This is a genomic window from Paractinoplanes deccanensis (assembly GCF_016862115.1).
In the GTDB taxonomy this organism is placed as follows: Bacteria; Actinomycetota; Actinomycetes; order Mycobacteriales; family Micromonosporaceae; genus Actinoplanes; species Actinoplanes deccanensis.
Genome location: NZ_BOMI01000059.1, coordinates 50143 through 72745, shown reverse-complemented (window position 1 = coordinate 72745; position 22603 = coordinate 50143). Strand labels below are relative to the sequence as shown.

23 protein-coding genes are annotated in these 22603 nt (G+C 74.3%); 11 read left to right on the top strand and 12 right to left on the bottom strand.

Annotated elements, in window-relative coordinates; translation table 11 throughout:
* Positions 1–7: 7 nt before the first annotated feature.
* The gene (locus tag Ade02nite_RS15570) at positions 8–2812 is read left to right on the top strand and encodes a helix-turn-helix transcriptional regulator (protein ID WP_275409912.1); all 2805 of its coding nucleotides are present in this window, start codon (positions 8–10) and stop codon (positions 2810–2812) included.
* A 38-nt stretch (positions 2813–2850) separates the two neighbouring features.
* Here Ade02nite_RS15570 and Ade02nite_RS15565 read toward each other — a convergent pair whose 3' ends face one another.
* Together Ade02nite_RS15565 and Ade02nite_RS15560 are read right to left on the bottom strand one after the other, a co-directional pair.
* Entirely contained in the window at positions 2851–3999 is a 1149-nt protein-coding gene (locus Ade02nite_RS15565) for an amidohydrolase family protein (RefSeq protein WP_203762813.1), read from the bottom strand.
* 31 nt (positions 4000–4030) lie between these two features.
* Entirely contained in the window at positions 4031–4873 is an 843-nt protein-coding gene (locus Ade02nite_RS15560) for an alpha/beta fold hydrolase (protein ID WP_203762811.1), read from the bottom strand.
* Between the two features lie 133 nt (positions 4874–5006).
* Between Ade02nite_RS15560 and Ade02nite_RS15555 the strand changes: the two genes are divergently transcribed.
* Both Ade02nite_RS15555 and Ade02nite_RS15550 read left to right on the top strand, forming a co-directional pair.
* Entirely contained in the window at positions 5007–6059 is a 1053-nt protein-coding gene (locus Ade02nite_RS15555; RefSeq protein ID WP_203762809.1) for a M14 family zinc carboxypeptidase, read from the top strand.
* Between the two features lie 42 nt (positions 6060–6101).
* Complete coding sequence (locus tag Ade02nite_RS15550) at positions 6102–6539, top strand: SRPBCC family protein (protein ID WP_203762807.1); 438 nt, start codon at positions 6102–6104, stop codon at positions 6537–6539.
* A 1-nt stretch (position 6540) separates the two neighbouring features.
* On the opposite strand, the gene Ade02nite_RS15545 is transcribed toward Ade02nite_RS15550, so the two are convergent.
* The gene (locus tag Ade02nite_RS15545) at positions 6541–6942 is read right to left on the bottom strand and encodes a DUF6855 family protein (RefSeq protein ID WP_203762804.1); all 402 of its coding nucleotides are present in this window, start codon (positions 6940–6942) and stop codon (positions 6541–6543) included.
* Positions 6943–7403: 461 nt separating this feature from the next.
* Here Ade02nite_RS15545 and Ade02nite_RS15540 point away from each other — a divergent pair, with 461 nt between their 5' ends.
* Positions 7404–8186 carry an SDR family NAD(P)-dependent oxidoreductase gene (locus tag Ade02nite_RS15540; RefSeq protein WP_203762801.1) on the top strand — a complete coding sequence of 261 codons (783 nt, stop codon included), beginning with the start codon at positions 7404–7406 and terminating at the stop codon, positions 8184–8186.
* A gap of 20 nt (positions 8187–8206) precedes the next feature.
* Here the strand turns inward: Ade02nite_RS15540 and Ade02nite_RS15535 are convergent, their stop codons facing one another.
* The 6 genes from Ade02nite_RS15535 to Ade02nite_RS15510 form a co-directional block, all read right to left on the bottom strand.
* The gene (locus tag Ade02nite_RS15535) at positions 8207–8872 is read right to left on the bottom strand and encodes an SGNH/GDSL hydrolase family protein (RefSeq protein WP_203762798.1); all 666 of its coding nucleotides are present in this window, start codon (positions 8870–8872) and stop codon (positions 8207–8209) included.
* Complete coding sequence (locus tag Ade02nite_RS15530) at positions 8869–9831, bottom strand: alpha/beta hydrolase (RefSeq protein WP_203762795.1); 963 nt, start codon at positions 9829–9831, stop codon at positions 8869–8871. Before Ade02nite_RS15530 ends, Ade02nite_RS15535 begins: the two co-directional genes overlap by 4 nt.
* Complete coding sequence (locus tag Ade02nite_RS15525) at positions 9828–10520, bottom strand: hypothetical protein (protein ID WP_203762792.1); 693 nt, start codon at positions 10518–10520, stop codon at positions 9828–9830. Before Ade02nite_RS15525 ends, Ade02nite_RS15530 begins: the two co-directional genes overlap by 4 nt.
* A complete protein-coding gene (locus Ade02nite_RS15520; RefSeq protein WP_203762789.1) occupies positions 10517–12229 on the bottom strand; it encodes a phosphatidylglycerol lysyltransferase domain-containing protein in 1713 nt (570 codons plus the stop codon). The genes Ade02nite_RS15525 and Ade02nite_RS15520 overlap by 4 nt, the downstream gene beginning before the upstream one ends.
* A gap of 142 nt (positions 12230–12371) precedes the next feature.
* Positions 12372–13235 (bottom strand): oxidoreductase, encoded by an 864-nt coding sequence (locus Ade02nite_RS15515; RefSeq protein ID WP_203762786.1) that lies wholly within the window; start codon positions 13233–13235, stop codon positions 12372–12374.
* A gap of 79 nt (positions 13236–13314) precedes the next feature.
* Entirely contained in the window at positions 13315–13809 is a 495-nt protein-coding gene (locus tag Ade02nite_RS15510; protein WP_203762783.1) for a hypothetical protein, read from the bottom strand.
* A gap of 458 nt (positions 13810–14267) precedes the next feature.
* Here Ade02nite_RS15510 and Ade02nite_RS15505 point away from each other — a divergent pair, with 458 nt between their 5' ends.
* Both Ade02nite_RS15505 and Ade02nite_RS15500 read left to right on the top strand, forming a co-directional pair.
* A complete protein-coding gene (locus Ade02nite_RS15505; RefSeq protein ID WP_239168779.1) occupies positions 14268–14834 on the top strand; it encodes an AAA family ATPase in 567 nt (188 codons plus the stop codon).
* A 67-nt stretch (positions 14835–14901) separates the two neighbouring features.
* Positions 14902–15558, top strand: coding sequence for an HAD family hydrolase (locus tag Ade02nite_RS15500; protein ID WP_203762776.1), 657 nt, complete (start codon positions 14902–14904; stop codon positions 15556–15558).
* Between the two features lie 17 nt (positions 15559–15575).
* Here the strand turns inward: Ade02nite_RS15500 and Ade02nite_RS15495 are convergent, their stop codons facing one another.
* Entirely contained in the window at positions 15576–16580 is a 1005-nt protein-coding gene (locus Ade02nite_RS15495) for an alpha/beta hydrolase (RefSeq protein ID WP_438870981.1), read from the bottom strand.
* Between the two features lie 47 nt (positions 16581–16627).
* Positions 16628–17467 (bottom strand): helix-turn-helix domain-containing protein, encoded by an 840-nt coding sequence (locus Ade02nite_RS15490; protein WP_203762771.1) that lies wholly within the window; start codon positions 17465–17467, stop codon positions 16628–16630.
* A 93-nt stretch (positions 17468–17560) separates the two neighbouring features.
* Between Ade02nite_RS15490 and Ade02nite_RS15485 the strand changes: the two genes are divergently transcribed.
* The gene (locus Ade02nite_RS15485) at positions 17561–17998 is read left to right on the top strand and encodes a cupin domain-containing protein (RefSeq protein WP_239168778.1); all 438 of its coding nucleotides are present in this window, start codon (positions 17561–17563) and stop codon (positions 17996–17998) included.
* Between the two features lie 81 nt (positions 17999–18079).
* Positions 18080–18988 (top strand): 2-dehydropantoate 2-reductase, encoded by a 909-nt coding sequence (locus Ade02nite_RS15480; protein WP_203762768.1) that lies wholly within the window; start codon positions 18080–18082, stop codon positions 18986–18988.
* Here the strand turns inward: Ade02nite_RS15480 and Ade02nite_RS15475 are convergent.
* Positions 18985–19734 carry a GNAT family N-acetyltransferase gene (locus tag Ade02nite_RS15475; protein ID WP_203762764.1) on the bottom strand — a complete coding sequence of 250 codons (750 nt, stop codon included), beginning with the start codon at positions 19732–19734 and terminating at the stop codon, positions 18985–18987. The two genes, Ade02nite_RS15480 and Ade02nite_RS15475, sit on opposite strands and share 4 nt — an antisense overlap.
* A gap of 231 nt (positions 19735–19965) precedes the next feature.
* Between Ade02nite_RS15475 and Ade02nite_RS15470 the strand changes: the two genes are divergently transcribed.
* From Ade02nite_RS15470 to Ade02nite_RS15460, 3 genes are read left to right on the top strand one after another with little or no spacing between them, the layout of a single operon-like run.
* Entirely contained in the window at positions 19966–20586 is a 621-nt protein-coding gene (locus tag Ade02nite_RS15470) for a M15 family metallopeptidase (RefSeq protein ID WP_239168777.1), read from the top strand.
* Positions 20583–21668 carry an alanine racemase gene (gene alr, locus Ade02nite_RS15465; protein ID WP_203762760.1) on the top strand — a complete coding sequence of 362 codons (1086 nt, stop codon included), beginning with the start codon at positions 20583–20585 and terminating at the stop codon, positions 21666–21668. The genes Ade02nite_RS15470 and alr overlap by 4 nt, the downstream gene beginning before the upstream one ends.
* 1 nt (position 21669) lies before the next feature.
* Entirely contained in the window at positions 21670–22596 is a 927-nt protein-coding gene (locus Ade02nite_RS15460; RefSeq protein WP_203762757.1) for a D-alanine--D-alanine ligase family protein, read from the top strand.
* The last annotated feature ends 7 nt before the right edge of the window (positions 22597–22603 follow it).

Genomic DNA, 22603 nt, shown 5'->3' with positions numbered 1-22603 from the left:
TGATCAAGTGCTGCTGGGCCGGGCCGCGGAGTGCCGGAGACTGGACGAAGCCCTCGCTACGGTGCGTAAGGGCGACAGCACCGTACTCGTCATGCGGGGTGATCCGGGTGTCGGCAAGTCCGCGCTGCTCGACTATCTGAGCACCGCCGCCGCGGGCCTGCGGATCGTGCGGGTGGCGGGCGTCGAGAGCGAGATGGAGCTGCCGTACGCGGCGCTGCACCAGCTCTGCCTGCCGCTGCTCGACCGCGTCGACCGCCTGCCCGAGCCGCAGGCCGAGGCGGTGGCCACCACGTTCGGCCTGCGTACGGGCCCGCCACCCACCCCGTTCCTCGTCGGTCTCGGCGTGCTCAACCTCCTCGCCGAGGCCGCGCAGGACGCGCCGGTGCTGTGCGTGGTGGACGACGCCCAGTGGCTCGACGCCGCGTCGGCCCAGGTCCTCATGTTCGTCGCCCGCCGCCTCCAGGCCGAGGCGGTGCTGATGGTCTTCGCGACCCGGCACGACCTGCCCGGCATGCGCGACCTGCCGCTGCTGCCCGTGGCCGGCCTGCCCGACGACGACGCCCGCCGCCTGCTGAGCTCGGTGGTGCGCTGGCCGCTCGACGACAGCGTCCGCCACGCGATCCTCGCCGAGGCCGCCGGCAACCCGCTCGCGCTGCTGGAGCTGCCGCTCGGGCGTGCCCCGGCGGCACTGGCCGGCGGCTACGGCCTGCTCGACGTGCTGCCGCTGTCCGGGCGCATCGAGGAGAGCTTCCGCCGCCGAATCGACGAGCTGCCCGCCGAGGACCAGGCCCTGCTCCTGGTCGTGGCCGCCGATCCGGTCGGCGACGCGTCGGCGATCTGGCGCGCGGCCGCCGCGCTCGGCATCGACCGCGAGGCCGGCGGCACGGCGGTCCGCGCGGGGCTGCTGCGGATCGGCGTGCGGATGACGTTCCGGCACCCGCTGGTGCGCTCGGCCGTCTACGGCGCGGCCCCACCCGCCGAACGGCGCCGAGCGCACCGGGCGCTCGCCGAGGTGACGTCGCCGGAGTCGGACCCCGACCGCCGGGCCTGGCACCTCGCGCAGGCGACGGCGGCGGAGGACGAGACGGTCGCCGAGGAGCTGGAGGCGTCGGCGAGCCGGGCGCAGGCGCGCGGCGGGCTCGCGGCGGCCGCCGCCTTCCTGGAACGGGCGGCCTCGCTCACCACCGACGAGCAGCGGCGCGCCGACCGTGCCCTGGCTGCAGCGCAGGCCAAGTACGACGCGGGCTCGCTCGTCGACGCCCGGGTCCTGGTGGACCGGGCCGCGAACGGGCGGCCGGACGCGCTGCGCGACGCGCACATCACCCACCTGCGCGGGCACCTCGCGTTCGCCTCGGGCGACAGCGCCGACGCGCCGGCGTTGCTGCTCAGCGCCGCCCGCCAGTTCGAGCGGCTGGACCCCGGCCGGGCCCGCGAGACCTATCTGGACGCCCTGACCTACGCGCTGCTGGCCGGCCGGTTCGCGCAGAAGGCCGACGTGGCGGCGGTGGCGGCCGCGGCCCGCGCCGCCCCTTCCGCCGCGCCGTCCGGGGCAGCCGTCGCCCCTTCCGCCGCGCCCGTCGCGCCGTCCGCGGCGTCGCCCTTGCGGGCCGCGGATCTGCTGCTCGACGGCCTCGCGGCGCTGCACACCGACGGGCACGCCGCCGGCGTACCCCCGGTTCGCCGGGCCCTGGACGCGTTCCGCCGTCCCGACCTGCCGCCGGCCGAGGCGCTGCGCTGGCTCTCCATCGCCTGCCACGGCAGCTACGAGGTGTGGGACGACGACGCGTGGACGGCACTCGCGGAGGCCCACGTGCGCCTCGCGCGGCTCAACGGCGCGCTGGTCATGCTGCCGGTCGCGCTGAACCAGCGGGTCAACGCCCACCTGCACGCCGGCGAGTTCGGCGCGGCGGCGGCGCTGGCGGCCGAGTCGGACGCCGTCGGCGAGGCGACCGGCATCGCCCGGCCCCGCTACAGCGCCGCGGCGGTGGCCGCCTGGCGCGGCGCCGAGGACGTGGCGACGGCGCTCATCGCGGACGCCATGGAGACCGTGGTGCGCCGGCGCGAGGGCATCGGGCTCACGCTCATCCAGTACACCAACGCCGTGCTGCACAACGGCCTGGGCCGCTGGCCGCAGGCCGTCGCGGCGGCGGAGCTCGCGACGGCCCATCCGGGGGAGTCGGCGTTCGCGGCCTGGGCGCTGGCCGAGCTGGTCGAGGCCGCGGCCCGCGCGGGCGAGCCGGAGAAGGCCGAGAGGGCGTACGAGCGTCTCGTCCTGACCACCCGCCCGAGCGCGACGGACTGGAGCCTCGGCGTCGAGGCCCGCTGCCGCGCCCTGATCACCACGACCGCCGCCGCCGAGGCCCACTTCCGCGAGGCGATCGACCGGCTCGGCCGCAGCCGCGGCGCGATGCCGCTCGCCCGGGCCCACCAGGTGTACGGCGAATGGCTGCGGCAGCGGGACCGCCGCACCGAAGCCCGCGCCGAGCTGCGCAAGGCGCACGAGATGTTCGCCGCCGTGGGCGCTCAGGCGTTCGCCGAACGGGCGGGGCGGGAGCTGCTAGCCGGCGGCGAGGCGGCGGTCCCCGACCGGAGCCGCCCGGCGGTGGACGCGCTCACCCCGCAGGAGCAGCAGATCGCCCGGCTGGCCCGGGACGGCCGCACCAACACGGAGATCGGCGGCGAGCTGTTCCTGAGCGCCCGCACGGTGGAGTGGCACCTGCGCAAGGTCTTCAACAAGCTGGGCATCGCGAACCGCCGCGAACTGGCCCGCGTCCTGCCCGACCCGCGCCCGGGCCGCATCCGGGCGGCCTGACCCGTCCTGCGCTCGCGCCGGCCCCGCCGGCCGCGGCGTCAGCGGGTCAGCCACACCCGCCAGAGGGCGGCGGGGTCGGTCAGCGGGTCGCCGTGGACGAGGCTGAAGTGCGCCGGGCCGCCCACCGCCAGGCGCCCGGCCCCGGGGATGCCGAGGAGGTCACCGCCGCGCCAGGTGACGGCCGCCAGCGCCGTGCGCGGGGAGACGCCGGCCTCGATGAGCGACTGCACCTCCCACGCCAGCTGGTTGGCGCGCAGCGACCCGCCGCCCGCGTCCGACCCCGCGGCGATGGTCACCCCGGCCGCGTCGGCGGCACGGACACTCGCGCGCATCGTCTCGCGCATCTCCGCCGCGCCGTCCCGGCCGAAGGTGAGCCACGACTCCGCGACGGCCAGCGTGGACACCAGCGTGACGCCCTTCGACGCCATCAGGGCGGCCGTGTCACCGTCGATCTCGTTGCCGTGCTCCAGGCTGTCGACGCCCGCCGCGGCCGCGAGGCGCGTCCCGGCCTGCGCCGTGGCGTGGGCCGCCACCTTCGCGCCCCGGGCGTGGACGACGTCGACCGCGGCGGCGACCTCGGCCACGCTGAACGGCGCGGCGTCCGCGTCCGGCCCGTCCAGGTAGAGCTTCACCAGGTCGGCGCCGTCGTCGAGCTGGCCGCGCACGGCGGCGACGAGGTCGGCGGCGTGCTCGATCTCCACCGTGAGCCCCGGCGGCATCGCGCCGCGCCGGCTGATCCAGGTGCCCGCGGCCCGCAGGTACGGCCGTTCGGGGTTGCCCCGCCAGCGGTCGCGCAACGTGAGGGCGGCGGCGCGCCGGTCCCGCCGGGGCGAGCCCACGTCACGCGCCCAGCGGATGCCCGCCCGTACCATCATCTCGCCGTTCTCCTCGCCGACCGCGAGCAGCTCACCGAGCGGATCGAAGCCGTGCTCGACCCATCTGGCACCGCCGGGCAGCGACACATGCGCGTGCGAGTCGACCAGCCCCGGCACGAGCGTCGCGCCCGACCCGTCGACGACGGTGGCGCCCTCGACCGACGGCGGATCCTCGCCGGTCCATATACGAGTGATCACGCCGCCCTCGGCCAGCAGCGAGACGTCCGGGGTGAAGGCGTCCGCGGTGCCGTCGGCCAGGGCGGCGGAGGTCACGAGCACACGGTCGGCGGTCAGCCGGGAAGAAGAGGTCATACCGGCTCAGACGTGCCGGCGGTCCCGGAATTCAGCCGTGTGACGCAAGGATCCACTTCTCCAGGGCCGCGGCGAAGCCCTCGGGCTCCTCGATGTGCCCGAAGTGGCCGCTGTGCGGCTGCTCCACGTACGAGCTGCCCGGGATGCCCTCGGCCAGCCGCCGCGACCAGGACGGCTCGCAGATCCAGTCGTGCGCGCCGGCGATCGCCAGCGCCGGGGTGGTGATGCGCCCGAGGCGGTCGCGGACGTCGAAGACCTCGCCGTCCTGCGAGACGTGCCAGCAGCGGACCGCCTCCCGCAGCGCCGCGTACCGGGCCTCGTGGCCCCAGTAGTCGTCGAAGTAGAGCGGGAGGATCGCGCGCAGGTTGGCGGTGGCGCCCTCGTCGGTCTCCGGCCATGGCGCGTGCAGGGCTTGCAGGACCGGCCCCATGCGCGGCCGCCGCCCGATCCGCTCGGCGTTGCGGCCGGAGACCGCGTCCAGGTCCGGCCCGTTGCAGGGCGCGGTGGCGTAGAGAGCCATCCCGGCCAGCCGCGTCGGGTGGGTGAGCGCGTACTGCTGCGCCACCAGGCCCCCGTGCGAGTGCCCGAGCAGGAACTTCGCCCCGACGTGCTGCACGACGGCGTGCACGAACGGGACGTACGCCTGCACGGTGTACCCGTGCGGGTGGGACGCCAGGCGGCCCGACTCCCCCGTGCCGACCGGTTCGACGTAGACGGCGGTCACGAACTCCTCGACCAGCGGCATCCGCAGATAGGACCAGTCCACCCCGGGCCCGCCCGGATGCATCACACAGACCGGCCCGCGCCCCGCGACGTGGAACCGCTGCGCGATCCCGCCCACGCCGATCTCGTACGTGGTCAGAGTTTGCGTCATCCCCTGTTCGACGCGCCGCCGGACCCGGCGTTCACGACGTGACCGATCTCGCGCACGCGGCGAACCGGGCGGACCGCGGCGCCGGACCCTATTCTGATCGTCGGACGTCGATGTCTAGCGAAAGGGCCGCGGGATGAGGACGAAGGTAGCCGCCATTCTCACTGCGACACTGCTGACCGGGTCGCTGCTGGCCTCGCCGGGGACCGCGCGGGCGCAGCTGACCGCCGGGGACGACCTCCTCGCGGCGGCCCGGGCCGGCACGAGTGAACGGCTCGTGTCGTCACGGCCCAGTCCCGCCGAGGTGCAGCGGGCGCTCGTGAAGATCGCCCGGGCGAGCGACGGCCGGGTGCGGCTCGGCGCGATCGGCCGCAGCAACGAGGGGCGGCCGCTGCGCCTCGCCAGCGTCGGGCACGGCCCGCTGCGGCTGCTCTTCGTGACCCAGCAGCACGGCGACGAGCCGCTCGGCACGCCGGCCGCGATTCGCGCGCTGTGGACCCTCGGGGTGCCGGACACCCCCTGGCAGCGAGCGCTGCTCAAGCGGGTCACGCTCGACGTGGTCGTGCAGGCCAACCCGGACGGCGCGGTCCGCAACCAGCGCTACAACCACGACCCGAGCGCCACCGGCGACTACGCCGAGCCGGGCGTCGGCTACGACATCAACCGCTTCCACAACCCCCTGACCCCGATCGCTGACAACCCGGTGCCGGAGTCCCGCGCGATCCTGCGGCTGTGGCACGCCACCCGTCCCCGGATCGTCGTCGACTACCACATGCAGGGCCGCTACGTGCAGCCCGACGGCCGCGAGACGACCGCCTCGATCCTGTGGCCGACGAGCCCCCTGGTCACCGACACGACGACGTCACGCCAGCTGGCCGTGCGCAACTACGACGCCATGACGAAGCTCGCCGGCGCGAACGTCACCCGCTACCCCGGCGGCGACTACGAGGGCATCGCCCGCAACGCGTACGGCATCCTGGGCAGCGCCAGCCTGCTGGTCGAGCTCTCCGAGCTGCCCGAGGACCAGGCCGAGTTCCAGATCCGCACCGCCTACGTCTCGATGCTCGCCACCGTGCAGGGCGCCGCCGACGGCTCCCTGTGGCGCATCGACCCGGCCCGCGCCGACACGATCCCGGCCCGCGGCCCGTCCCTGCCGTCCGCGACCACCCACACGGAGGACGCCGCCTGACGGCGGGCTCGGAAGCCCGGCGCCGGGCTTACCATCCGAGGTGTGGCCGTCGACGTGCTCACCGAGATCGTGATCGACCGCCCGTGCCCGGTGGTCGCCGGCTACGCGGGCGACCCGTCGAACGCCACCGAGTGGTACGCCAACATCGAGTCGGTCGAGTGGCGGACGGCGCCGCCCGTGCGGGCCGGCTCGGCGATGGACTTCGTCGCCCGCTTCCTGGGCCGCCGGCTCGCCTACACCTACGAGGTCGTCGAGCTGGTGCCCGGCGAGCGCCTGGTCATGCGCACGGCCCAGGGCCCGTTCCCGATGCGGACCACCTACACCTGGCAGCCGGTCGACCCCGGCCGCACCCGCATGACATTGCGCAACCAGGGCGAGCCGGCCGGCTTCGGCAAGGTCGCCGCACCGGTCATGGCGGCGGCGATGCGCCGGGCCAACGAGAAGGACCTGGCCCGGCTCAAACGGATCCTGGAGAGCTAGCTCAGACGGCGCGCATGCGATTGTTGCGGGCGTCGTGGGTCAGCTCGGCCAGCCCGAGCTCCTCCAGCAGCGGCGGCAGATACATGCCGAACCGGCCGCGGTAGCCCTTGCGCAGCCCATACCAGCCACCGACCGGATTGTCCGCCGAGCGGCCCCAGGCCTCGACCGTGCCGTCCGCCGCGGCCTTGTTCTCGTCGGCCGCGCCGAGCGGCACCCAGTCGCCCCGGTCACGCAGCCAGGCGTGCAGGTCCTCGACGGCACGCAGCCGATAGGACAGCCGCGTCGACCCGACCTGACAGACCAGCGCGGGCGGATCCGCGGCCTCGTCGCGGTACGCCGTGTACTCCGACGAGCCGGGCGGCGTCCTCAGCACCCACGGATCGTCCTTGGTCCCGGCCGCCATGACACCTCCCGCCCTCACGGATCCTCTCTCCTCACCGTAGGACCGCGGCGGCGTGGGCGAACCCGATCCGGCACGGCATCAACCAATCGTGCGTCGCACGCGATGCTCTCGATCGCTCGGGCGGGGATGCCCGCGATTACGGTGCGGGCAGGCACGTCACGGGTGACTCCGGCAGCGGGCCACCGAAGACAATCGCGAGTAGTTCCCGCGAGCCTCGCCATCGCTGAACGGCAGCACATGCAACCGGGAGGTCGCGTCGGTCACCTGCGCGATCGAGGTCACGCTGCTGGTGCGCACTTCCCGAGGCTCCCGAGCCGCGCGACCACCTGCGGGCTTCGGTGCTCCGAACCACCGGCAGCCTCTCGAGGCACGACTGGGTGGCCTCCTGACCGGCCCTCACGGGACGGGTCTCCCCGGCGCTGGGCGCTGCGCGGTGATCAAGGGCGGCGCAGAATGGGTCCATGCGGATTGATCTTTCGGGGAAGACGGCTCTGGTCACCGGGTCGACGCAGGGGATCGGGCTGGCCATCGCGGCGGGGCTGGCGGCGGCCGGTGCCCGGGTCGGGGTGAACGGGCGGTCGGGCAAGTCCGTGGAGCGGGCGATCGCGGAGCTGGGTGACGGGGATTTCGTGGGGGTGCCGGCGGACGTGGCCACCGAGGCGGGGGCCGCGTCCGTGCTCGGCGTTCTGCCGGACGTCGACATTCTCGTCAACAACCTGGGGATCTTCGGGGCGCAGCCGGCGCTGGAGATCAGTGACGATGACTGGCGGCGGTACTTCGAGGTCAACGTGCTGGCGGCGATCCGGCTCACGCGGGCCTATCTGCCGGGGATGCGGGCGCGCGGGTTCGGCCGGGTGCAGTACATCGCCAGCGACTCGGCGGTGGTGATCCCGGCCGAGATGATCCACTACGGCATGTCGAAGACGGCGCTGCTGGCGGTGTCGCGGGGGTTCGCCAAGGAGGCCGCGGGTTCGGGGGTGACGGTGAACAGCGTGATCGCGGGGCCGACGCATACCGGCGGCGTGGAGGACTTCGTGCGGCAGATGGTCGGTGACGACCTGCCGTGGGACGAGGCGCAGCACGAGTTCATGCTCAAGCACCGGCCGCAGTCGCTGCTCCAGCGGCTCATCGAGCCGGAGGAGATCGCCAACATGGTGGTCTACCTGGCGTCGCCGTTCGCGTCGGCGACCACGGGCGGGGCGCTGCGGGTGGACGGCGGCTACGTCGACGCGATCCTGCCGTAGGAGACGTCGGCGGGAGCGGGCTACGAGGGCAGGGGCGGGATCAGCGCGGCGATGGCCGCCTGGCCCGCCGCGTTCGGGTGGTCGCCGTCGGCGGCGAGCAGGCCGGTCGGGTCGCGTGTGCCGTCGGGGCCGTGGAAGGCCGCGCCGGTCGGCACATAGACGGCGCCGGTCCGCTGGGCGGCCGCCCGCAAGGCGTCGTTCACCGCTGCGGTGGCGGCCACCGAGTCGCGGACGGCGGCGGTGCCGTATTGCTTCTCGGCGACCTGGCCGTCGAGCACCACGTTCCAATAGCCCAGCAGCACCACCCGTACGCGATGGATCCGCTCGATCGCCGCGACGGTCGACGCCACGTCGTCCCGCACGCCCGCGGCCACGGTGGCGTATCTCGCGGGCTGCCGGAAGTCGCCGGCCATGTCGTTCGCGCCGATCATGATGATCACCTCGGTGGCCGAGGTGAGGACCGGTCTCTCGCCGTCCACTTGGGACAGCACGTCGGCGGCGGTGGCGCCGGACCGGGCGAGGTTCACGTTTCTCGCGTGCTGCGCGGCAGCGTACAGCTGGGGGAAGGGCCGGCAGGCGCACGCGGCACCGGCCGGGACCGAGTCGCCCAGCGTCACCACCGTGGGGGTCGACGGGGCGCACGCCCCCAGGCACAGCAGGAGAAGGACGGCGGCCGCGCGTCTCACGGCAACGGTCCCGCCAGGTGGGCGGAGAGCCAGTCGAACGCCGGCGCCTCCATCTGCCGCCAGACCGCGCTGCTGTGGCCGCCGTGCGCGACGACCGCGGTGGTCACCGCCAGCGGTGCCCGGGCCTCGGCGGCCAGCAGGCGCGAGTCGCGCGCCGGCTGCTTGTCGTCGGCGGCCCAGCCGAGCCAGAGCGCGACCGCGGGCTGCGGCAGGTGCTGGAGCCGCCAGAACGGGTTGTTCGTCGTGTGTTCCGAGCCGTCGCCGATGGTGATGCCGGCCGACGCGTATCCCGACAGGCTGGCGCCGGCCGCGAACTTGTCGGGGTGCTTCAGGGTGAGGTTGACGGCGCAGAAGGCCCCGGCCGAATAGCCGGTGAGGCCCCAGGCCGCGCGGTCGGCGCGGATCCGGTAGTGCGCCTTGGCGTACGCGGGCACGTCCACGGTCAGGAACGTCTCGGTCTGCGGCCCGCCGCGCAGGTTGGTGCACTCGGTGTCGAGCGTCGGGTTGGGCGTCTGCTGCGGGAAGAGCACCACGGTCGGCGCCATCCGCCCGGCCGCGATCTCCCTGTCCAGTGTGGACTGCACGTTCAGCTTGTGCAGCCAGAACTGCGGGGTCCCCGGTACGCCGTGGAACGCCTCGACGACCGGCAAGCGCTCGGCCGACAAGCGGTAGGCGGCGGGCAGGTACACGTACATCGGCAGCCTGAGCTTGCTCGCCTCGCCCGGCACCGTGACGGCCAGCATCTGGCTGCCTCCGGTGCCGGCCGCCACCGGCACGGCGGCCGCCGCCGACGGGAACGTCTCGGTGAGCTGGTTGAGCTCCACGCCCACGGCGGCGACGACGCTCAGCACGGCCGCGAGCGACAGGAGGCCGCGCCCGAGCGCGCGCAGCCTGTTCCAGAGGACGGCGAGCGCGGCGGCCGTGACGAGCACCGCGGCGAGGGCGAGCCAGAGAGTCATGAGCGTGTGTTCCTGAGCGAGGGCAACGTCTGCGGTGCCTTGAGCGCCGGCGGCAGGGCGTCGGTGGGCCGGTCGAGCACCGCGAGCCCGGCGGGCACGGACCTGACGAAGGCCGCCCCGAGGGGCCCGTTGCCGAGCACGTCCCAGCCGGTCGCGGCGACGCGCAGGTCCCGCTCGAGCTCCGCGGGCAGGGTGCGCAACGCGGTGGCCGTCGTGGCCGCGGTGGGTGCGAGGGTCACGGTCACGGCTCCGGGCGTGCGCCGGGTCGGTGTGCCCGGCGCGACCAGCGCCAGCACCACGGGGAACGCCACGTCCGGCCGGCTCAGGTAGTCGGCCGGGACGCTGACCGCCGGGGCGTGGGCGAGATGCCACGCGGCGAGCCCCGGCGGCCGCCACTCGAACGAACCCGACCGGACACGGCCGTCGAGCAGCCCGGCGCGCACCTCGCCGGTGACCGCGGCCGTGCCCGTGTCGCCGCGCAGCGCCTGCCAGGACGGGTAGAACTGCTCGCGCCGGTTGACCTCCAGGCCCGCGGTGAGCACGACCAGCGCCTCCAGCAGCAGGATGCCGAGCGTGCGCGTGACCGGGCGCAGCCTGCCGCCACGCGACCAGAACAGCACCGTGACCGCGCCGGTCGCGATCGTCGCGGCCGCGGCCAGCAGGAGCAGCGGCACGCCCGTCAGGCTCACACCGTCACCTCGGCCGGCTTCCGGCGCGGCGCACGGCGCAGCCGCGGCTCGGGCAGAAACGCCTCGGCGCGCATCGCCGCGACCGCGATCCGGGGCAGGTCGCGGGCCGTCGGGAAGCACAGGTAGCGCGGCGACCAGGACGGCAGGTACTTCGCGTTCGACCGGTAGAGCGACTCGATCTGCCACAGCCTCGACGCGATCCGCAGCAGCCGCGACCAGAGCCGCAGCACCGGGCCGGCGCCGAGCTCCTCGGCCCGCGCGAAGACCGAGCGCAGCACGGCGAAGTTCAGCGACACCCGCCGTACGCCCAGCGCGGGCGCCTCCTCGAGAACCGTGACCACCATCAGCTCGGTGAGCCCGTTGTCGGCGCTGCGGTCGCCGCGCATCAGGTCGAGCGACAGCCCGTCGGCGCCCCACGGCACGAACTGGAGGAGCCCGCGCAGCGTGCCGCTCTCGTCGTGGCAGAGCACCAGCAGGCAGTCGCCGTCGCGCGGGTCACCCAACCGGGACAGGGCCATCGAGAAGCCGCGCTCGACCGGCCCGTCGCGGAACGCGTCCGCCGCCCGGATCGCCTCGGCCAGCTCGGCCTCGCCCAGGTCGCGCTGGCGCACCACGCGGCAGGTGTATCCGGCCCGGCGCATCCGGTTGACCGCCTGCCGCACGCCGCGCATCGGCCGCCCGTTCAACGAGAACGTCGCCGTGTCCACAATGGCCTCGTCGCCCAGCTCGACCACGTCCAGACCCACCTTCCGGTACGCCTTGCCCGCCGCGTTGCCGCACCCGAGCACCGCCGGGGTCCAGCCGTGCGCCTGCGCGTCCGCCAGCCACGCGCCGATCGCCTCGGGCCACGCCGACTCCGGGCCGATCGGGTCACCGGCCGCCAGGCTGACGCCGTTCACCACCCGGTAGGCGACGACCGCCGCCCGGTTGCCCGACCACATCAGGGACTTGTCGGCGCGGGTCGCGAAATAGCTGAGGGAGTCGGCTTTGCCGTACCGCTCGAGAAGCTCGCGCAGGCGCGCCTCGCCCTCTTCACCCCGCTCGGGCCGGCGCGAGCCGGGCCGCAGCAGCACCACCAGCGCGACCCCGACGGCCAGCAGCCCGCACGCGCCCGTGGTGTAGGCGACGATGTCGCCGCCGAACCGATGCCGGAACTCGAGCGGGCCGTGGACGCCGACGAGGCCCAGCGCGGCCTGCTCGGCCCATTGCGCGACGCCGGGCGTGCCGACGAGGTGGTTGACCCGGATCCCGATCTCGACGAAGCCGAGGGCGAACCCGGCCGCGGCGAAGCCCACGAAGGCTTGCAGGGCCCGCCACCGGTTGGCCCGGTCGGCGAGCGCGGTGAACCGGTCCTGGGTGGCGAGCAGCATCACGAACAGGACGGCGCTGACCCCGGCGGCGTAGTAGTCGAGGCCCTTCAGCAGGTGCAGCGCGACCGCGAGTGCGGAGAGCCCGACGGCCACCTGCCACGCGCGGCGCTTGCCCCGGCGCAGACCGGCGCCGAGATAGATGAGGAGCAGCCCGACCACGACGGTGCCCGCGCGGGCGGAGAGCACCCCGAAGGCCGGCACGAACTCCATGAGCGCCGACATGTGCCCGCGCCGGTGCGGGGCGAGGGTGCTGAGGACGTCGAGGAGGCCGGCCACCTGGACCAGCCGGGCGATGGTCCGCCTGGAGAGCGGTGGCCGCGCCACCCGGGTCTGCGTCATGAGGCCATCTTCTGTGCGGCTCCTGTGTAGTGCCCGTGAAGTCGGCTGTGCGCTTGATCAAGGGTGTCGAGCAGCACAAACTCGTTTTGCGAAGGGGTGGGCCGCACGGGCAGCGGCGACTGCCCGCAAGGCCCGCCGGGCCCTACCGGGACGCCGCCCCGGTGTGATCGGGGGCATAGTCGGTCGACCGGCTGACGTGCGCCCACCTCTCGGCCTCGGCGTTGCGGGCGGCGCCGGCCTCGAGCGCGGAGGCGAGGGCCGCGGCCCCGAGCGGCAGCCGGCGCGGCGGCTCCGGCTCGCCGACGATCCGCACGATGGCCTCGCCCGCCCGGTCCGGGTCGCCCGGCTGCCGGCCGTCGGTGGCCTCCCGCAGCTGGTGGAAGCGGCCGACGGTCTCCTCGTAGTCGGCGCCCACGGCGTGCCGCACCATCGAGGACCCCTGCCAGTCGGTACGGAACGCGCCCGGCTCCACGATGATCACCTTGACCCCGAACGGCGCGGTCTCGGCGGCCAGCACCTCGGAGAAGCCCTCGACCGCGTACTTGGCGGTCTGGTAGGCGCCCATGCCCGGCGTACCGCCGACCCGCCCGCCGATCGACGAGACCTGCACGAAGACGCCGCTCCGCTGCCTGCGCAGGACCGGCAGTGCGGCCCGGCTGACGTTCACCACACCGAACAGGTTCGCCTCGACCTGGGCTCGGAAGTCCTCGGCGCTCATCTCCTCGATGGGCGCGCTGTTGGCATACCCGGCGTTGTTCACCACGACGTCGAGCCGGCCGAACGCCGCCACCGCCGCGGCGACCGCTGCCTCGGCGGCCGCCGGATCGGTGACGTCGAGCGCGACAGCACGCACCGCATCGGGAAACTCCGCCACCAGACCGTCGAGCTGCTCCGGCCGGCGGGCGGTCGCCACCACCCGCGCCCCGCTCCTGGCGGCCGCCGCGGCGATCGAGCGGCCCAGGCCGCGGGAACTGCCGGTGACCAGCCACACCTTCGTCTCTGTCATGCCTCGACGATCGCCGCCCGCGCGACCGGGGCGCGCCAGGGACGACGACGGGTGCAGGTCCCCGGTGAGCGCGGTCACGCTACCCGCGGAGCACCTGGTAGGAGACGGCGGCCTGGACGACTCCCGCCGGGGTGATGACGATCTCGGAGCTCGATGCGCCCGTCGCGAGGCGGAGGACGACCTCCTGCGTCGTCACGCCCGGCGTGCACGAGGACACGTCGGCCGTCCTCGAGGCCGCGCCGAGCGTGAAGGAGGCGCGGAGGGCACCCGAGAGCCCGGCGCAATGGACGACGAGCCGGTACGTGCCCGCGGCCCAGGCTTCCTGCCCCTGGTCGCGGATCGTCAGGGCTTCCGCGCCGGCACCCTGGTCGGTGACGGTGGGGCGGGCGCCCGCGGCGATGACGGTGCCCGGCTGCTGCGCGTTGGCACCGTCCGCCGCCCGCACGAAGTCCGGCATGTAGGGCGTGATCGACGGCGGACGCGCCGGCAGCGGCCGGTCGGAGCCACCGGTGCACGCCGTCACCGGCAACGTGGCAAGAACGGCGAGGAGGCGCAGGTACAGACTGGTTCTCATGTCCGGGGCAGGGTACGCCGGCGGGCGCAGCGCGGCGCAGTGCTCGATCGGCGCGAAGTCAGGTTCCGCCGTCGGCGTCCCGGTTTTCGGCACGGACGTCTCGACTTGGCCGGCCGTTCGGCCGGAGCAGCCGCCGACCGGTCGCCCCTTCGAGTGAAAACGTGCGACGGCAATCGTCAACGACGCGACGGCCGGACCTCGGCGAGGTGCCGGTCGGCAGCCTGGTCAAAGCCGCACTGGTGAGCTTCGACAGCGGGACAACGATCGAGCGTCTCGGCGAACGAGCCCTTCGGCCACTGGCTCGCCCCGTTGTCGGACCGGCGCCCCCGGCACCCGCCACGTCACCCCACCCGCCGGCGCTGAGAACGGCAGTCGCCAGGAAACCGCCGCGCGGTGGCAGCCGGCGGGGTGGCGGGTCGAGGTCGCGGTGAGCACGGTCGCGCGGGTTGAATGGTGGCGTGCGACTGGTCGTCATCCGCGGGAACAGTGGGTCCGGCAAGACGAGCGTGGCCCGGGAGGTGCGGCGGCGCTACGGCCGGGGATGCGCCCTGATCGAGCAGGACTACCTGCGCCGGGTGGTGTTGCGCGAACACGGCAGCGACGAGACGCCGACGGTCGCGCCGTCGTTCGTCGCGGCGGTGGTGCGTGAGGCGCTTGGGCACGGATACCACGTCGTTCTGGAGGGCATCCTGCACAGCAGGTCGTACGGGACCGTGCTGCGCCCGCTGATCGCCGAGCACGAGGCGAGCGTCTACTGGATGGACGTCTCCTTCGACGAGACCCTGCGCCGGCACGAGCAGCGCCCGGAGCCGATCCCGGTCACGGCGGCGCAGATGCGCTCCTGGTACACGCCGCTCGACCTGCTCGGCGTGCCCGGTGAGCGGGTCATCCCCGAGTCGTCCGGCTTCGAGGACACCGTGGCGGAGGTCCTGCACGGCAGCGGCCTCGCCGGCGCCGCACCGCTGACGCCGTGCCCGATGCAGTGCCCACGCTGCGCCGCCAAACTGACAGCACGGCCGGGCTGACGCACGCATCGTCCCTCCGGGGCCTGCGCGAGACCCACACGGCGGAGTCCTGGACCATGATGGGCGGATGATCAAAGCGGTCTTCTTCGATGTAGGTGGCACGGTCCTCGACGAGTCGCGGGAGTTCGCCTCCTGGGCCGACTGGCTCGGGGTGCCGCGGCACACGTTCTCGGCAGTGTTCGGGTCGGTGATCGCCCGGGGCCTCGACTACCGGGAGACCTTCCGGGTCTTCCGGCCTGACTTCGACCTCGCGGCCGAACAGGCGAAACGCGCGGCCGCCGGCGTGCCGGAGTCGTTCGGCGAGGAGGACCTCTATCCCGACGCGCGACCGTGCCTGACGGCGCTGAAGGGCCAGGGTCTGCTGGTGGGGCTGGCCGGCAATCAGCCGGCCCACGCCGAGGCTGTCCTGCGGAGTCTCCGCCTTCCCGTGGACGTGATCGGCACGTCCGCGGCCTGGGGTGTCCAGAAGCCGTCGCCCGCCTTCTTCGACCGGGTGGTGCGCGAGGCCGGCGGCGATCCTTCCACGATCCTGTACGTCGGTGACCGGCCCGACAACGACGCGCTGCCGGCTCGGCGCGCCGGCATGAAGACGTGCCTGATCCGGCGTGGCCCGTGGGGACACATCCTGGACATGCCCGCCGTGGCCGGGGAGTGCCTGTTCCGCGTCGACGGGCTCGACGCACTCCCCGGCCTGGTCGCGAGGCACAACGCGGCGCACGGGTAGCCGCGCTCGCGGGTTCGTCAGGCGGCGGCGAGGGCGGCCTTCGGGGCGAGGTTGCCGGTGAAGAAGGCGTCCAGCTCCTCGACCGCCGGGTTGACGTACTCGGGCTTGTCGTAGAGGTCGACGTGGCTGGCGCCGTCGATCCAGACGATGCGCTTCGGGCCGGTGTGGCGCTGGAAGGCCTCGATGCCCATCCACGCGGTGACGGCGCGGCGGCCGATGACCGACAGCAGGGGGCGGTTGCCGATCAGCGGGACGGCGGCCCAGGCGTCGAACAGGGCCAGGTGGTCGATGCTCTCCCAGGGCAGGGCCTTGGTGGAACGGGGGTGCTGGGCGCGCGGGGTGCAGTAGTACTCGACACCCTCGTAGCCGTGCTCGCCGCCCAGCGCCCGGCCCTCCTCGGGGGTCGCCGGGAAGAGGTTGAACGTCTGCGTCTGCGCGCCGCGGGCCTCGGCCGTGCGGGCGGCCGCGGCGGCGTCCAGCATGCCCTGGAAGACGGCCGGGTCCTGGTCGCCGTCGGCGCCGAAGCGGAACTGGCGGGCGACGTCGACGCCGCTGACCGTGGCCACCGCCTTGATGCGGTGGTCGCTCGCGGCGGCGTTGAGCACGTAGCCGCCGGAGGCGCAGATGCCGAGCACGCCGATGCGCTCCGCGTCGACCTCGGCGCGGGTGGTCAGGTAGCTGACGGCCGCCTTGTGGTCCTCGATGCGGTGGGCCGGGTCCTCCAGGCCGCGCGGCAGGCCCTCGGACTCGCCCTGGTAGGCGGCGTCGAAGGCGAGGGCGACGTAGCCGCGTTCGGCGAGCTTGCGGGCGTACAGGCCGGCGGCCTGCTCCTTCACCCCGGTGCCGGGGTGGCCCACCACCACGGCCGGGAGACCGGTGCCCTCGGGCAGGTAGAGGTGGCCGGCGATCTGGAGGCCCTGACTGTCGAACTTGACGTCGATCTTCTGCATGGCGAAACGCCCTTTCTCGTTGATAGGACCGCAGGACGGCGGTTGATGGGACCGCGGGAAGGCGCGCGGCATCGCCGTGCGTCCCGGGCGGGAGGCACGTGTGTCCGCTGTGGAACGGGTTACCGCTGGGGGACTGCCGTCCAGGACGACAGGATGCGCAGGGCATCGTGGGACGGGGTGCCGGGCTCGGCCGTGACGATCATCAGTTCCTGGCCGCTGCCGTCGGGGCTGGCCCAGACGTCGCAGTCGAGGGTGAGGTCGCCGACGACCGGGTGGCGGTAGTGCTTGGTGCCGTAGCCGGCGCCGTTGACGCGGTGCTCGGCCCACCACGTCCGGAAATCGGGGTCGTGCACCGCGAGCTCCCCGACCAGCCGGGCCAGCTCGGGGTCGTCCGGGTCGGCCGCGGCCCGCGTGCGCAGGGCGGCGACGGCGTCCCGCGCGTCGTGCGCCCAGTCGGCGTGCAGGGCCCGCATCCCCGGGTCGGTGAAGAGCAGCCGCACGTAGTTGCGGTTCCGCTCGGGGACGGCGGCGAAGTCGGTGAACAGGGCCACGGCCGCGCGGTTCCACGCGAGCACGTCCATCCGCTTGCCGAGGACGATCGCCGGCGACTCGCCGAGCTGGTCGAGCAGCCGCCGCATCGCGGGCCGCAGCTTCTGGGCCGGCCGCCGGCGGCGCGGACGGGCGTCCGTCTTGCCGGCGACCTCGTACAGATAGGCCTCCTGGTCGTCGTCGAGCCGCAACGCGCGGGCCAGCGTGGCCAGCACCGAGGCGGAGGCGGCGACCCGGCCCTGCTCGAGCCGGGTGTAGTAGTCGACGCTGATCGCCGCCAGCGCCGCGACCTCCTCCCGGCGCAGCCCTTTGACGCGGCGGCGGTCGTCGTACTCGGGCAGGCCCACCGCCCGCGGCGTCAGCTCGGTGCGCCGCGCTTTGAGGAAGGCGCCCAACTCGGAAGAGGTCATGAGGCAATACTGCGCTGCCGCCGGACGGCTTGGCAGGGCAAGAACCTTCCCCCCTTCGGTGAACGGGAAAGCCCCGCGACCGTTGATGGCTATATGCGCAACTGGAAAGGAAAGACCCTGGCGATCCTCGCGATGGCCGGGGCGTTCTCGCTCATCGGCACCGCGGCCGAGGCCACTCCGCCGGGGCCGGGCGTGACCGGGACGATTCTGTGGCAGAAGACCGTCGGCTCGACGGACTACATCTACCGGGAGATCCACCTTCCGGCCGGTCAGAGCACCGGCTGGCACACACACGACGGCAACCTCTACGCGGTGGTGAAGAAGGGCACGCTGAGCCACTTCGACTCCGACTGCGAGTCCGACGGGGTCTACCACAAGGGCTCCTTCGTCTTCGAGCCGGCGGGCGCCGAGCACGTGCACATCGGGCGCAATCTCGGCCGTACCGAGGTGGTCCTGGACGTGCTCTACGTCTTGCCGCACGGCGCGCCGCTGTCGGAGGACGCCCCCAACCCGGGCTGCGACTTCCAGTAGGCACCGTCACACGAGCGAACCGTTCCCCGGGGCCCGCGTAGGTAGTGACGTCGGGAGGCCCCGAGACAAGGACGGTGCGCGATGTCTTACCCATCTCAGAGGATCGCGGTGATCGGTGCCGGTGCCGTCGGCACGACGGTCGCCGCGGTCCTCGCCGCACACGGCCACCGGGTGGTGCTGTGCAGCCGCCACTCCCCCGCCGGGCCGGCGGTCACGGTCGACCGGGCGTCCGGCGCCCTCACCGCGGCGGTTCCCACCCTCACCGGCCCCGGCCAGGCCGAGGCCGTCGACTGGGTGCTGCTGGCGACCAAGGCGTACGACACCGCGAGCGCGACGCCGTGGCTGGAGCACCTGGTCGGCCCGCGCACGAGGGTCGCCGTCCTGCAGAACGGCATCGACCACGTCGAGCGCGTACGGCCGTTGCTGCCCCTCGGGATCCGGATCGTGCCGGCGCTTCTCTACTTCGCCGTCGAGCTCGTCGGTCCGGGGCACACCCGCTGGAGCTGGGGTACGGACATCGTCGTGCCCGGCGACGACCCGGCCGCGGAGTTCGCGCAGCTGTTCGCCGGCGGGGAGCTGCACGTCGTGCAACGAAAAGACTTTGACGCGGTCGCCTGGCAGAAGATCCTCGTCAACGTGGTGACCAACCCGATCACCGCGCTCACCGGCCGCCGGATGGAGGTCTTCCGGGACGGCGAGATCGACGTCCTGGCGCACACGCTGATGGAGGAGGCGATCGCCGCGGCCCGCGCCGCCGGGGTGGGGCTGACCGAGGAGCACGTCAACCAGGCCCGGGACGTCATCTGCGGCCTGGCGCCGGACACCGGAACGTCCATGTTGTACGACCGGCTCGCCGGGCGGCCGACGGAGCATCAGCTGATCCTCGGGGCGGTGGCGCGCACCGCCGACGCCAACGGTGTTCCGGCGCCCGCCATACACGCCCTGCTCGCCCTGCTGCACGCCCTCCCCGAGAAGGTGCCCGCCGCCTAGAACGGGTACCAGCGCGACTCGGCGACCTGGGTGAAGCCGAGCTTGCGGTAGAGCGGCAGCCCGTCGGGGCTGGACTCCAGGACCGCGGTCGTGAGGCCGCGGTCCCGCGCCGCGGACAGCACATGGGTCATCATGCGCGCGCCGATGCCCTGGCGCTGCCAGTCGTGGTGCGTGGCCACGCAGTAGACGCCCGCCACGCCGTGCAGGTCGAGAACCGACGCGGTGGCGACCAGGACACCGTCGACCCGGCCCGCGTAGCGGCGCAGCGTTCCCGGCGGATCCTGGCGCTCGAACTCCAGCCGGATCGCGTCCGGCACCTGCTCCTCCGGGAAGCCGAACTCGCGGCTGTACAGCCCGGCCCAGGCGGCGAGGTCCGCGTCCGCGGCCACCCCTTCGATCTTGAGCCCCGCGGGGTCCGCGGACGGCGCCACGTCGTCCAGCCCGATGGCCATCACGGGGGCCACGATCGGCTCGGCGGCGGCCAGCGCCACCAGCTCCTCGCCGATGCGGCTGTCGCTGTCCGGCCCGACGTGCCACAGCCACGGCAGCCCGTCGAACCGGCGGCGGACGCCGGGCAGCACGTCGGCCACCCGCCCGGACTCCAGGCGCAGCACACCGTTCAGGAACGGATGGGGCACGCCGGTGCGCAGGAGCGCCGGATCGTCGTCCGCCGGCTCCTGGTTGCCCCAGGCGAGCCAGAAATCGCGCAGGTTGGCGGCGAAGGAATCGATGTCGAACTCGGCCATGGTGCTGCTCCATCACTAGGGAACCCTCATCCCGTACGACGCGGGCGGCGCGGCGAAGTTCGGCATCGGCCGATCGAAAAGCGCGGTCGTCTCCGGCGCGGCCTCGACCCGGGGCACCGCGAGAGCGGACGCCGGTACGACCCCGGGGAGACAGCGCCCGGCACCTGAGGCCAGGCCGCCGGTACCTCAGGATGATGTGGTGCCTGCCCGGCGGGAGCGATCTTTTGCGGCATGGTGATCCTTCTCAGTGACCCCCGCGTGCTGGCCGTGCCGCTGCGCGAGACCGGCGCACCGCTGGTGCGGCTCGGCGAAGAGTTCGGGCCGGCGCGGGCCCACGTGCGCGCCGGTCTCGCCGAACGGCTCGGCTGGGCGCGCGCCGCCCTGCCGCCCGGGATCGGGTTGCGCGTCGTCGAGGGCCACCGCGCCGTCGCGCGGCAGGAGCAGATCATCGAGTCGTACGCCGGGCAGGTGCGCGCGGCGCGTCCCGGCATCGACGACGCCGCGCTGCACCACCTGGTGAGCCGCTTCGTGGCGCCGGTCGAGGTGGCCCCGCACGTGGCCGGCGCCGCCGTCGACCTGACGCTGGCCGGGCCGGACGGCGACCTCGACATGGGTACGCCGATCGACGCGACGCCCGAGGAGTCCGGCGGCGCCTGCTACTTCGCGGCCGCCGGGATCGGCGCGCGGGCGCGGGCCAACCGGATGCTGCTCGCGCGGGTGCTCGGCGGCGCCGGGCTGGTGAACTACCCGACCGAGTGGTGGCACTGGAGCTACGGCGACCGCTACTGGGCCCTGATGACCGGGGCGCCGGCCGCGCTGCACGGCCCGGTCACCGAGCGGGTCCTCGCGTGAGCGTCGCCACGCTCGGCGCGGGCGCCCGGGTCACCGTGGACCTCGGCGCCGTCGCGCACAACACCCGCACGCTCGCCGCGCGCGCCCGGGGCGAGCTGATGGCCGTGGTGAAGGCGGACGGCTTCGGGCACGGCGCCGCCGACGTGGCCCGGACGGCGCTCGGCGCCGGCGCGACGTGGCTCGGGGTGACCGGCCTCGGTGAGGCGCTCGCCCTGCGCGCGGCCGGGCTCACCGCCCCGCTGCTGAGCTGGCTCAACCCGCTCGGGGAGGACTTCGCGGCGGCCGTACGCCAGCAGGTCGATCTCGCCGTGCCGAGCCTCGCGCACCTGGCGGCCATGCCGCCGGGCGCGCGCGTGCACCTCCAGCTCGACACCGGGATGGCGCGCGACGGCGCCGCGCCCGGCGAGTGGGGCGCCCTGTTCGAGGCGGCGCGCGAGGCCGAGGCGTCCGGCCGGATCGTGGTCACCGGGGTGATGAGCCACCTGGCCGGGCCGGAGACCGCGCGCGCCGTCCGGTCGTTCCGGGACGGGATCGCGGCCGCGTTCGCGGCGGGGCTGCGCCCGCGCGTGTGCCACCTGGCCGCCACCGCCGCCACGCTGACCCGGCCGGAGACCCACTTCGACCTGGTCCGCACCGGCGCCGGCCTGGTCGGCATCGACCCGTCGGGCGGCGACACGGCGCTGCGGGGCGCGATGACGTTGACCGCGCCCGTCGTCGAGGTGCGCCGGGTGCCCGCCGGCACCCCCGTGGGCTACGACCACACGTGGCGGGCGGCGCGCGACACCTGTCTCGCGCTGCTGCCGGTCGGTTACGCCGACGGGCTGCCGCGCGCCGCGGGGCCGTGGGCCGAGGTGCTGCTGGGCGGGCGGCGGTGCCGGGTCGCCGGGCGCATCTCCATGGACCAGATCGTCGTCGAGGCCGGCCCGGGTGTGCGGATCGGCGACACCGCCATCGTCTTCGGGCCGGGCGACGACGGTGAGCCGGCCGTCGGCGACTGGGCCGCCTGGGCCGGCACGCTGCCGCACGAGATCGTCACCGGGCTGGGGCGCCGCCCGTACCGCCACGTCATCGGAGGTCTTTGACATGTCCCGCATCCGCGCCGCCGTCATCGGCGGCGGCACCAACGGCGAACATCAGGTGTCGCTCGCGTCGGCCGCCGCCGTCGCCGGGGCGCTCGATCCGGCCCGCTACCAGGTGGCCCGGCTGACCATCGCGCCCGACGGCACGTGGCGCGACGACGCCGGCGCGCCGATCGGGCTGGCCGGCGCCGTCACCGTTCTCCAGGGCTGCGACGTGGCCCTGCCCATCGTGCACGGGCCGCGCGGCGAGGACGGCACGCTCGCGGCGCTGCTGGAGCTGTGCGGAGTCCCGTACGTGGGCTCGGGGGTCCGCCCGGGAGCGCTCGCGATGGACAAATGGGTGACCAAACTGATCGCCGGGGCCCTGGGCCTCGCCACCGCGCGTGGCGTCCTGCTCACCGCGGCCACCGCACGCGGATACGCCTGGACCGGGCCGGTCGTCGTCAAACCGGTGGCGGCCGGGTCGAGTCTCGGCGTCACCCTGGTCCGCGACGAGAGCGAGCTGGCCGGCGCGCTGGACGAGGCGCTGCGGCACGACGACCGGATCCTGGCCGAGGAGGTCGTCGAGGGCCGCGAGGTGGACATCGCCGTGCTCGGCGAGCTCGTCACACCCCCGCTGGAGATCGTCGCCGACGGCTTCTTCGACTACGAGGCCAAATACGGCGGCGGTACGGAGTTCCGGGTGCCCGCGCCGATCGGGCCCGGCGCGCTCAAGGCCCTCGAGGACGCGGCGGTCCGCCTGTACGGCGCGCTCGGCTGCCGCGGCGTGGCCCGGCTCGACTTTTTCCTCACCGAGGCCGGGCCGGTGCTCAACGAGGTGAACACGATGCCCGGCTTCACCGAGCACTCGCAGGTGCCCCGGATGTTCGCGGCCGCCGGATGGGGTTACCCCGAGCTGCTCGACCGGCTGATCCGCGACGCGCTCGCCTAACGTGGGG

Bases quoted from the DNA above. Each gene is read 5' to 3' on its own strand.
- Ade02nite_RS15565 (WP_203762813.1), bottom strand. From the start codon at position 3,999: ATGACCTCTTCTTCCCGGCTGACCGCCGACCGTGTGCTCGTGACCTCC.
- Ade02nite_RS15560 (WP_203762811.1), bottom strand. From the start codon at position 4,873: ATGACGCAAACTCTGACCACGTACGAGATCGGCGTGGGCGGGATCGCG.
- Ade02nite_RS15555 (WP_203762809.1), top strand. From the start codon at position 5,007: ATGAGGACGAAGGTAGCCGCCATTCTCACTGCGACACTGCTGACCGGG.
- Ade02nite_RS15545 (WP_203762804.1), bottom strand. From the start codon at position 6,942: ATGGCGGCCGGGACCAAGGACGATCCGTGGGTGCTGAGGACGCCGCCC.
- Ade02nite_RS15540 (WP_203762801.1), top strand. From the start codon at position 7,404: ATGCGGATTGATCTTTCGGGGAAGACGGCTCTGGTCACCGGGTCGACG.
- Ade02nite_RS15530 (WP_203762795.1), bottom strand. From the start codon at position 9,831: ATGACTCTCTGGCTCGCCCTCGCCGCGGTGCTCGTCACGGCCGCCGCG.
- Ade02nite_RS15520 (WP_203762789.1), bottom strand. From the start codon at position 12,229: ATGACGCAGACCCGGGTGGCGCGGCCACCGCTCTCCAGGCGGACCATC.
- Ade02nite_RS15515 (WP_203762786.1), bottom strand. From the start codon at position 13,235: ATGACAGAGACGAAGGTGTGGCTGGTCACCGGCAGTTCCCGCGGCCTG.
- Ade02nite_RS15510 (WP_203762783.1), bottom strand. From the start codon at position 13,809: ATGAGAACCAGTCTGTACCTGCGCCTCCTCGCCGTTCTTGCCACGTTG.
- Ade02nite_RS15500 (WP_203762776.1), top strand. From the start codon at position 14,902: ATGATCAAAGCGGTCTTCTTCGATGTAGGTGGCACGGTCCTCGACGAG.
- Ade02nite_RS15495 (WP_438870981.1), bottom strand. From the start codon at position 16,580: ATGCCGCGCGCCTTCCCGCGGTCCCATCAACCGCCGTCCTGCGGTCCT.
- Ade02nite_RS15490 (WP_203762771.1), bottom strand. From the start codon at position 17,467: ATGACCTCTTCCGAGTTGGGCGCCTTCCTCAAAGCGCGGCGCACCGAG.
- Ade02nite_RS15485 (WP_239168778.1), top strand. From the start codon at position 17,561: ATGCGCAACTGGAAAGGAAAGACCCTGGCGATCCTCGCGATGGCCGGG.
- Ade02nite_RS15480 (WP_203762768.1), top strand. From the start codon at position 18,080: ATGTCTTACCCATCTCAGAGGATCGCGGTGATCGGTGCCGGTGCCGTC.
- Ade02nite_RS15475 (WP_203762764.1), bottom strand. From the start codon at position 19,734: ATGGCCGAGTTCGACATCGATTCCTTCGCCGCCAACCTGCGCGATTTC.
- Ade02nite_RS15470 (WP_239168777.1), top strand. From the start codon at position 19,966: ATGGTGATCCTTCTCAGTGACCCCCGCGTGCTGGCCGTGCCGCTGCGC.
- Ade02nite_RS15460 (WP_203762757.1), top strand. From the start codon at position 21,670: ATGTCCCGCATCCGCGCCGCCGTCATCGGCGGCGGCACCAACGGCGAA.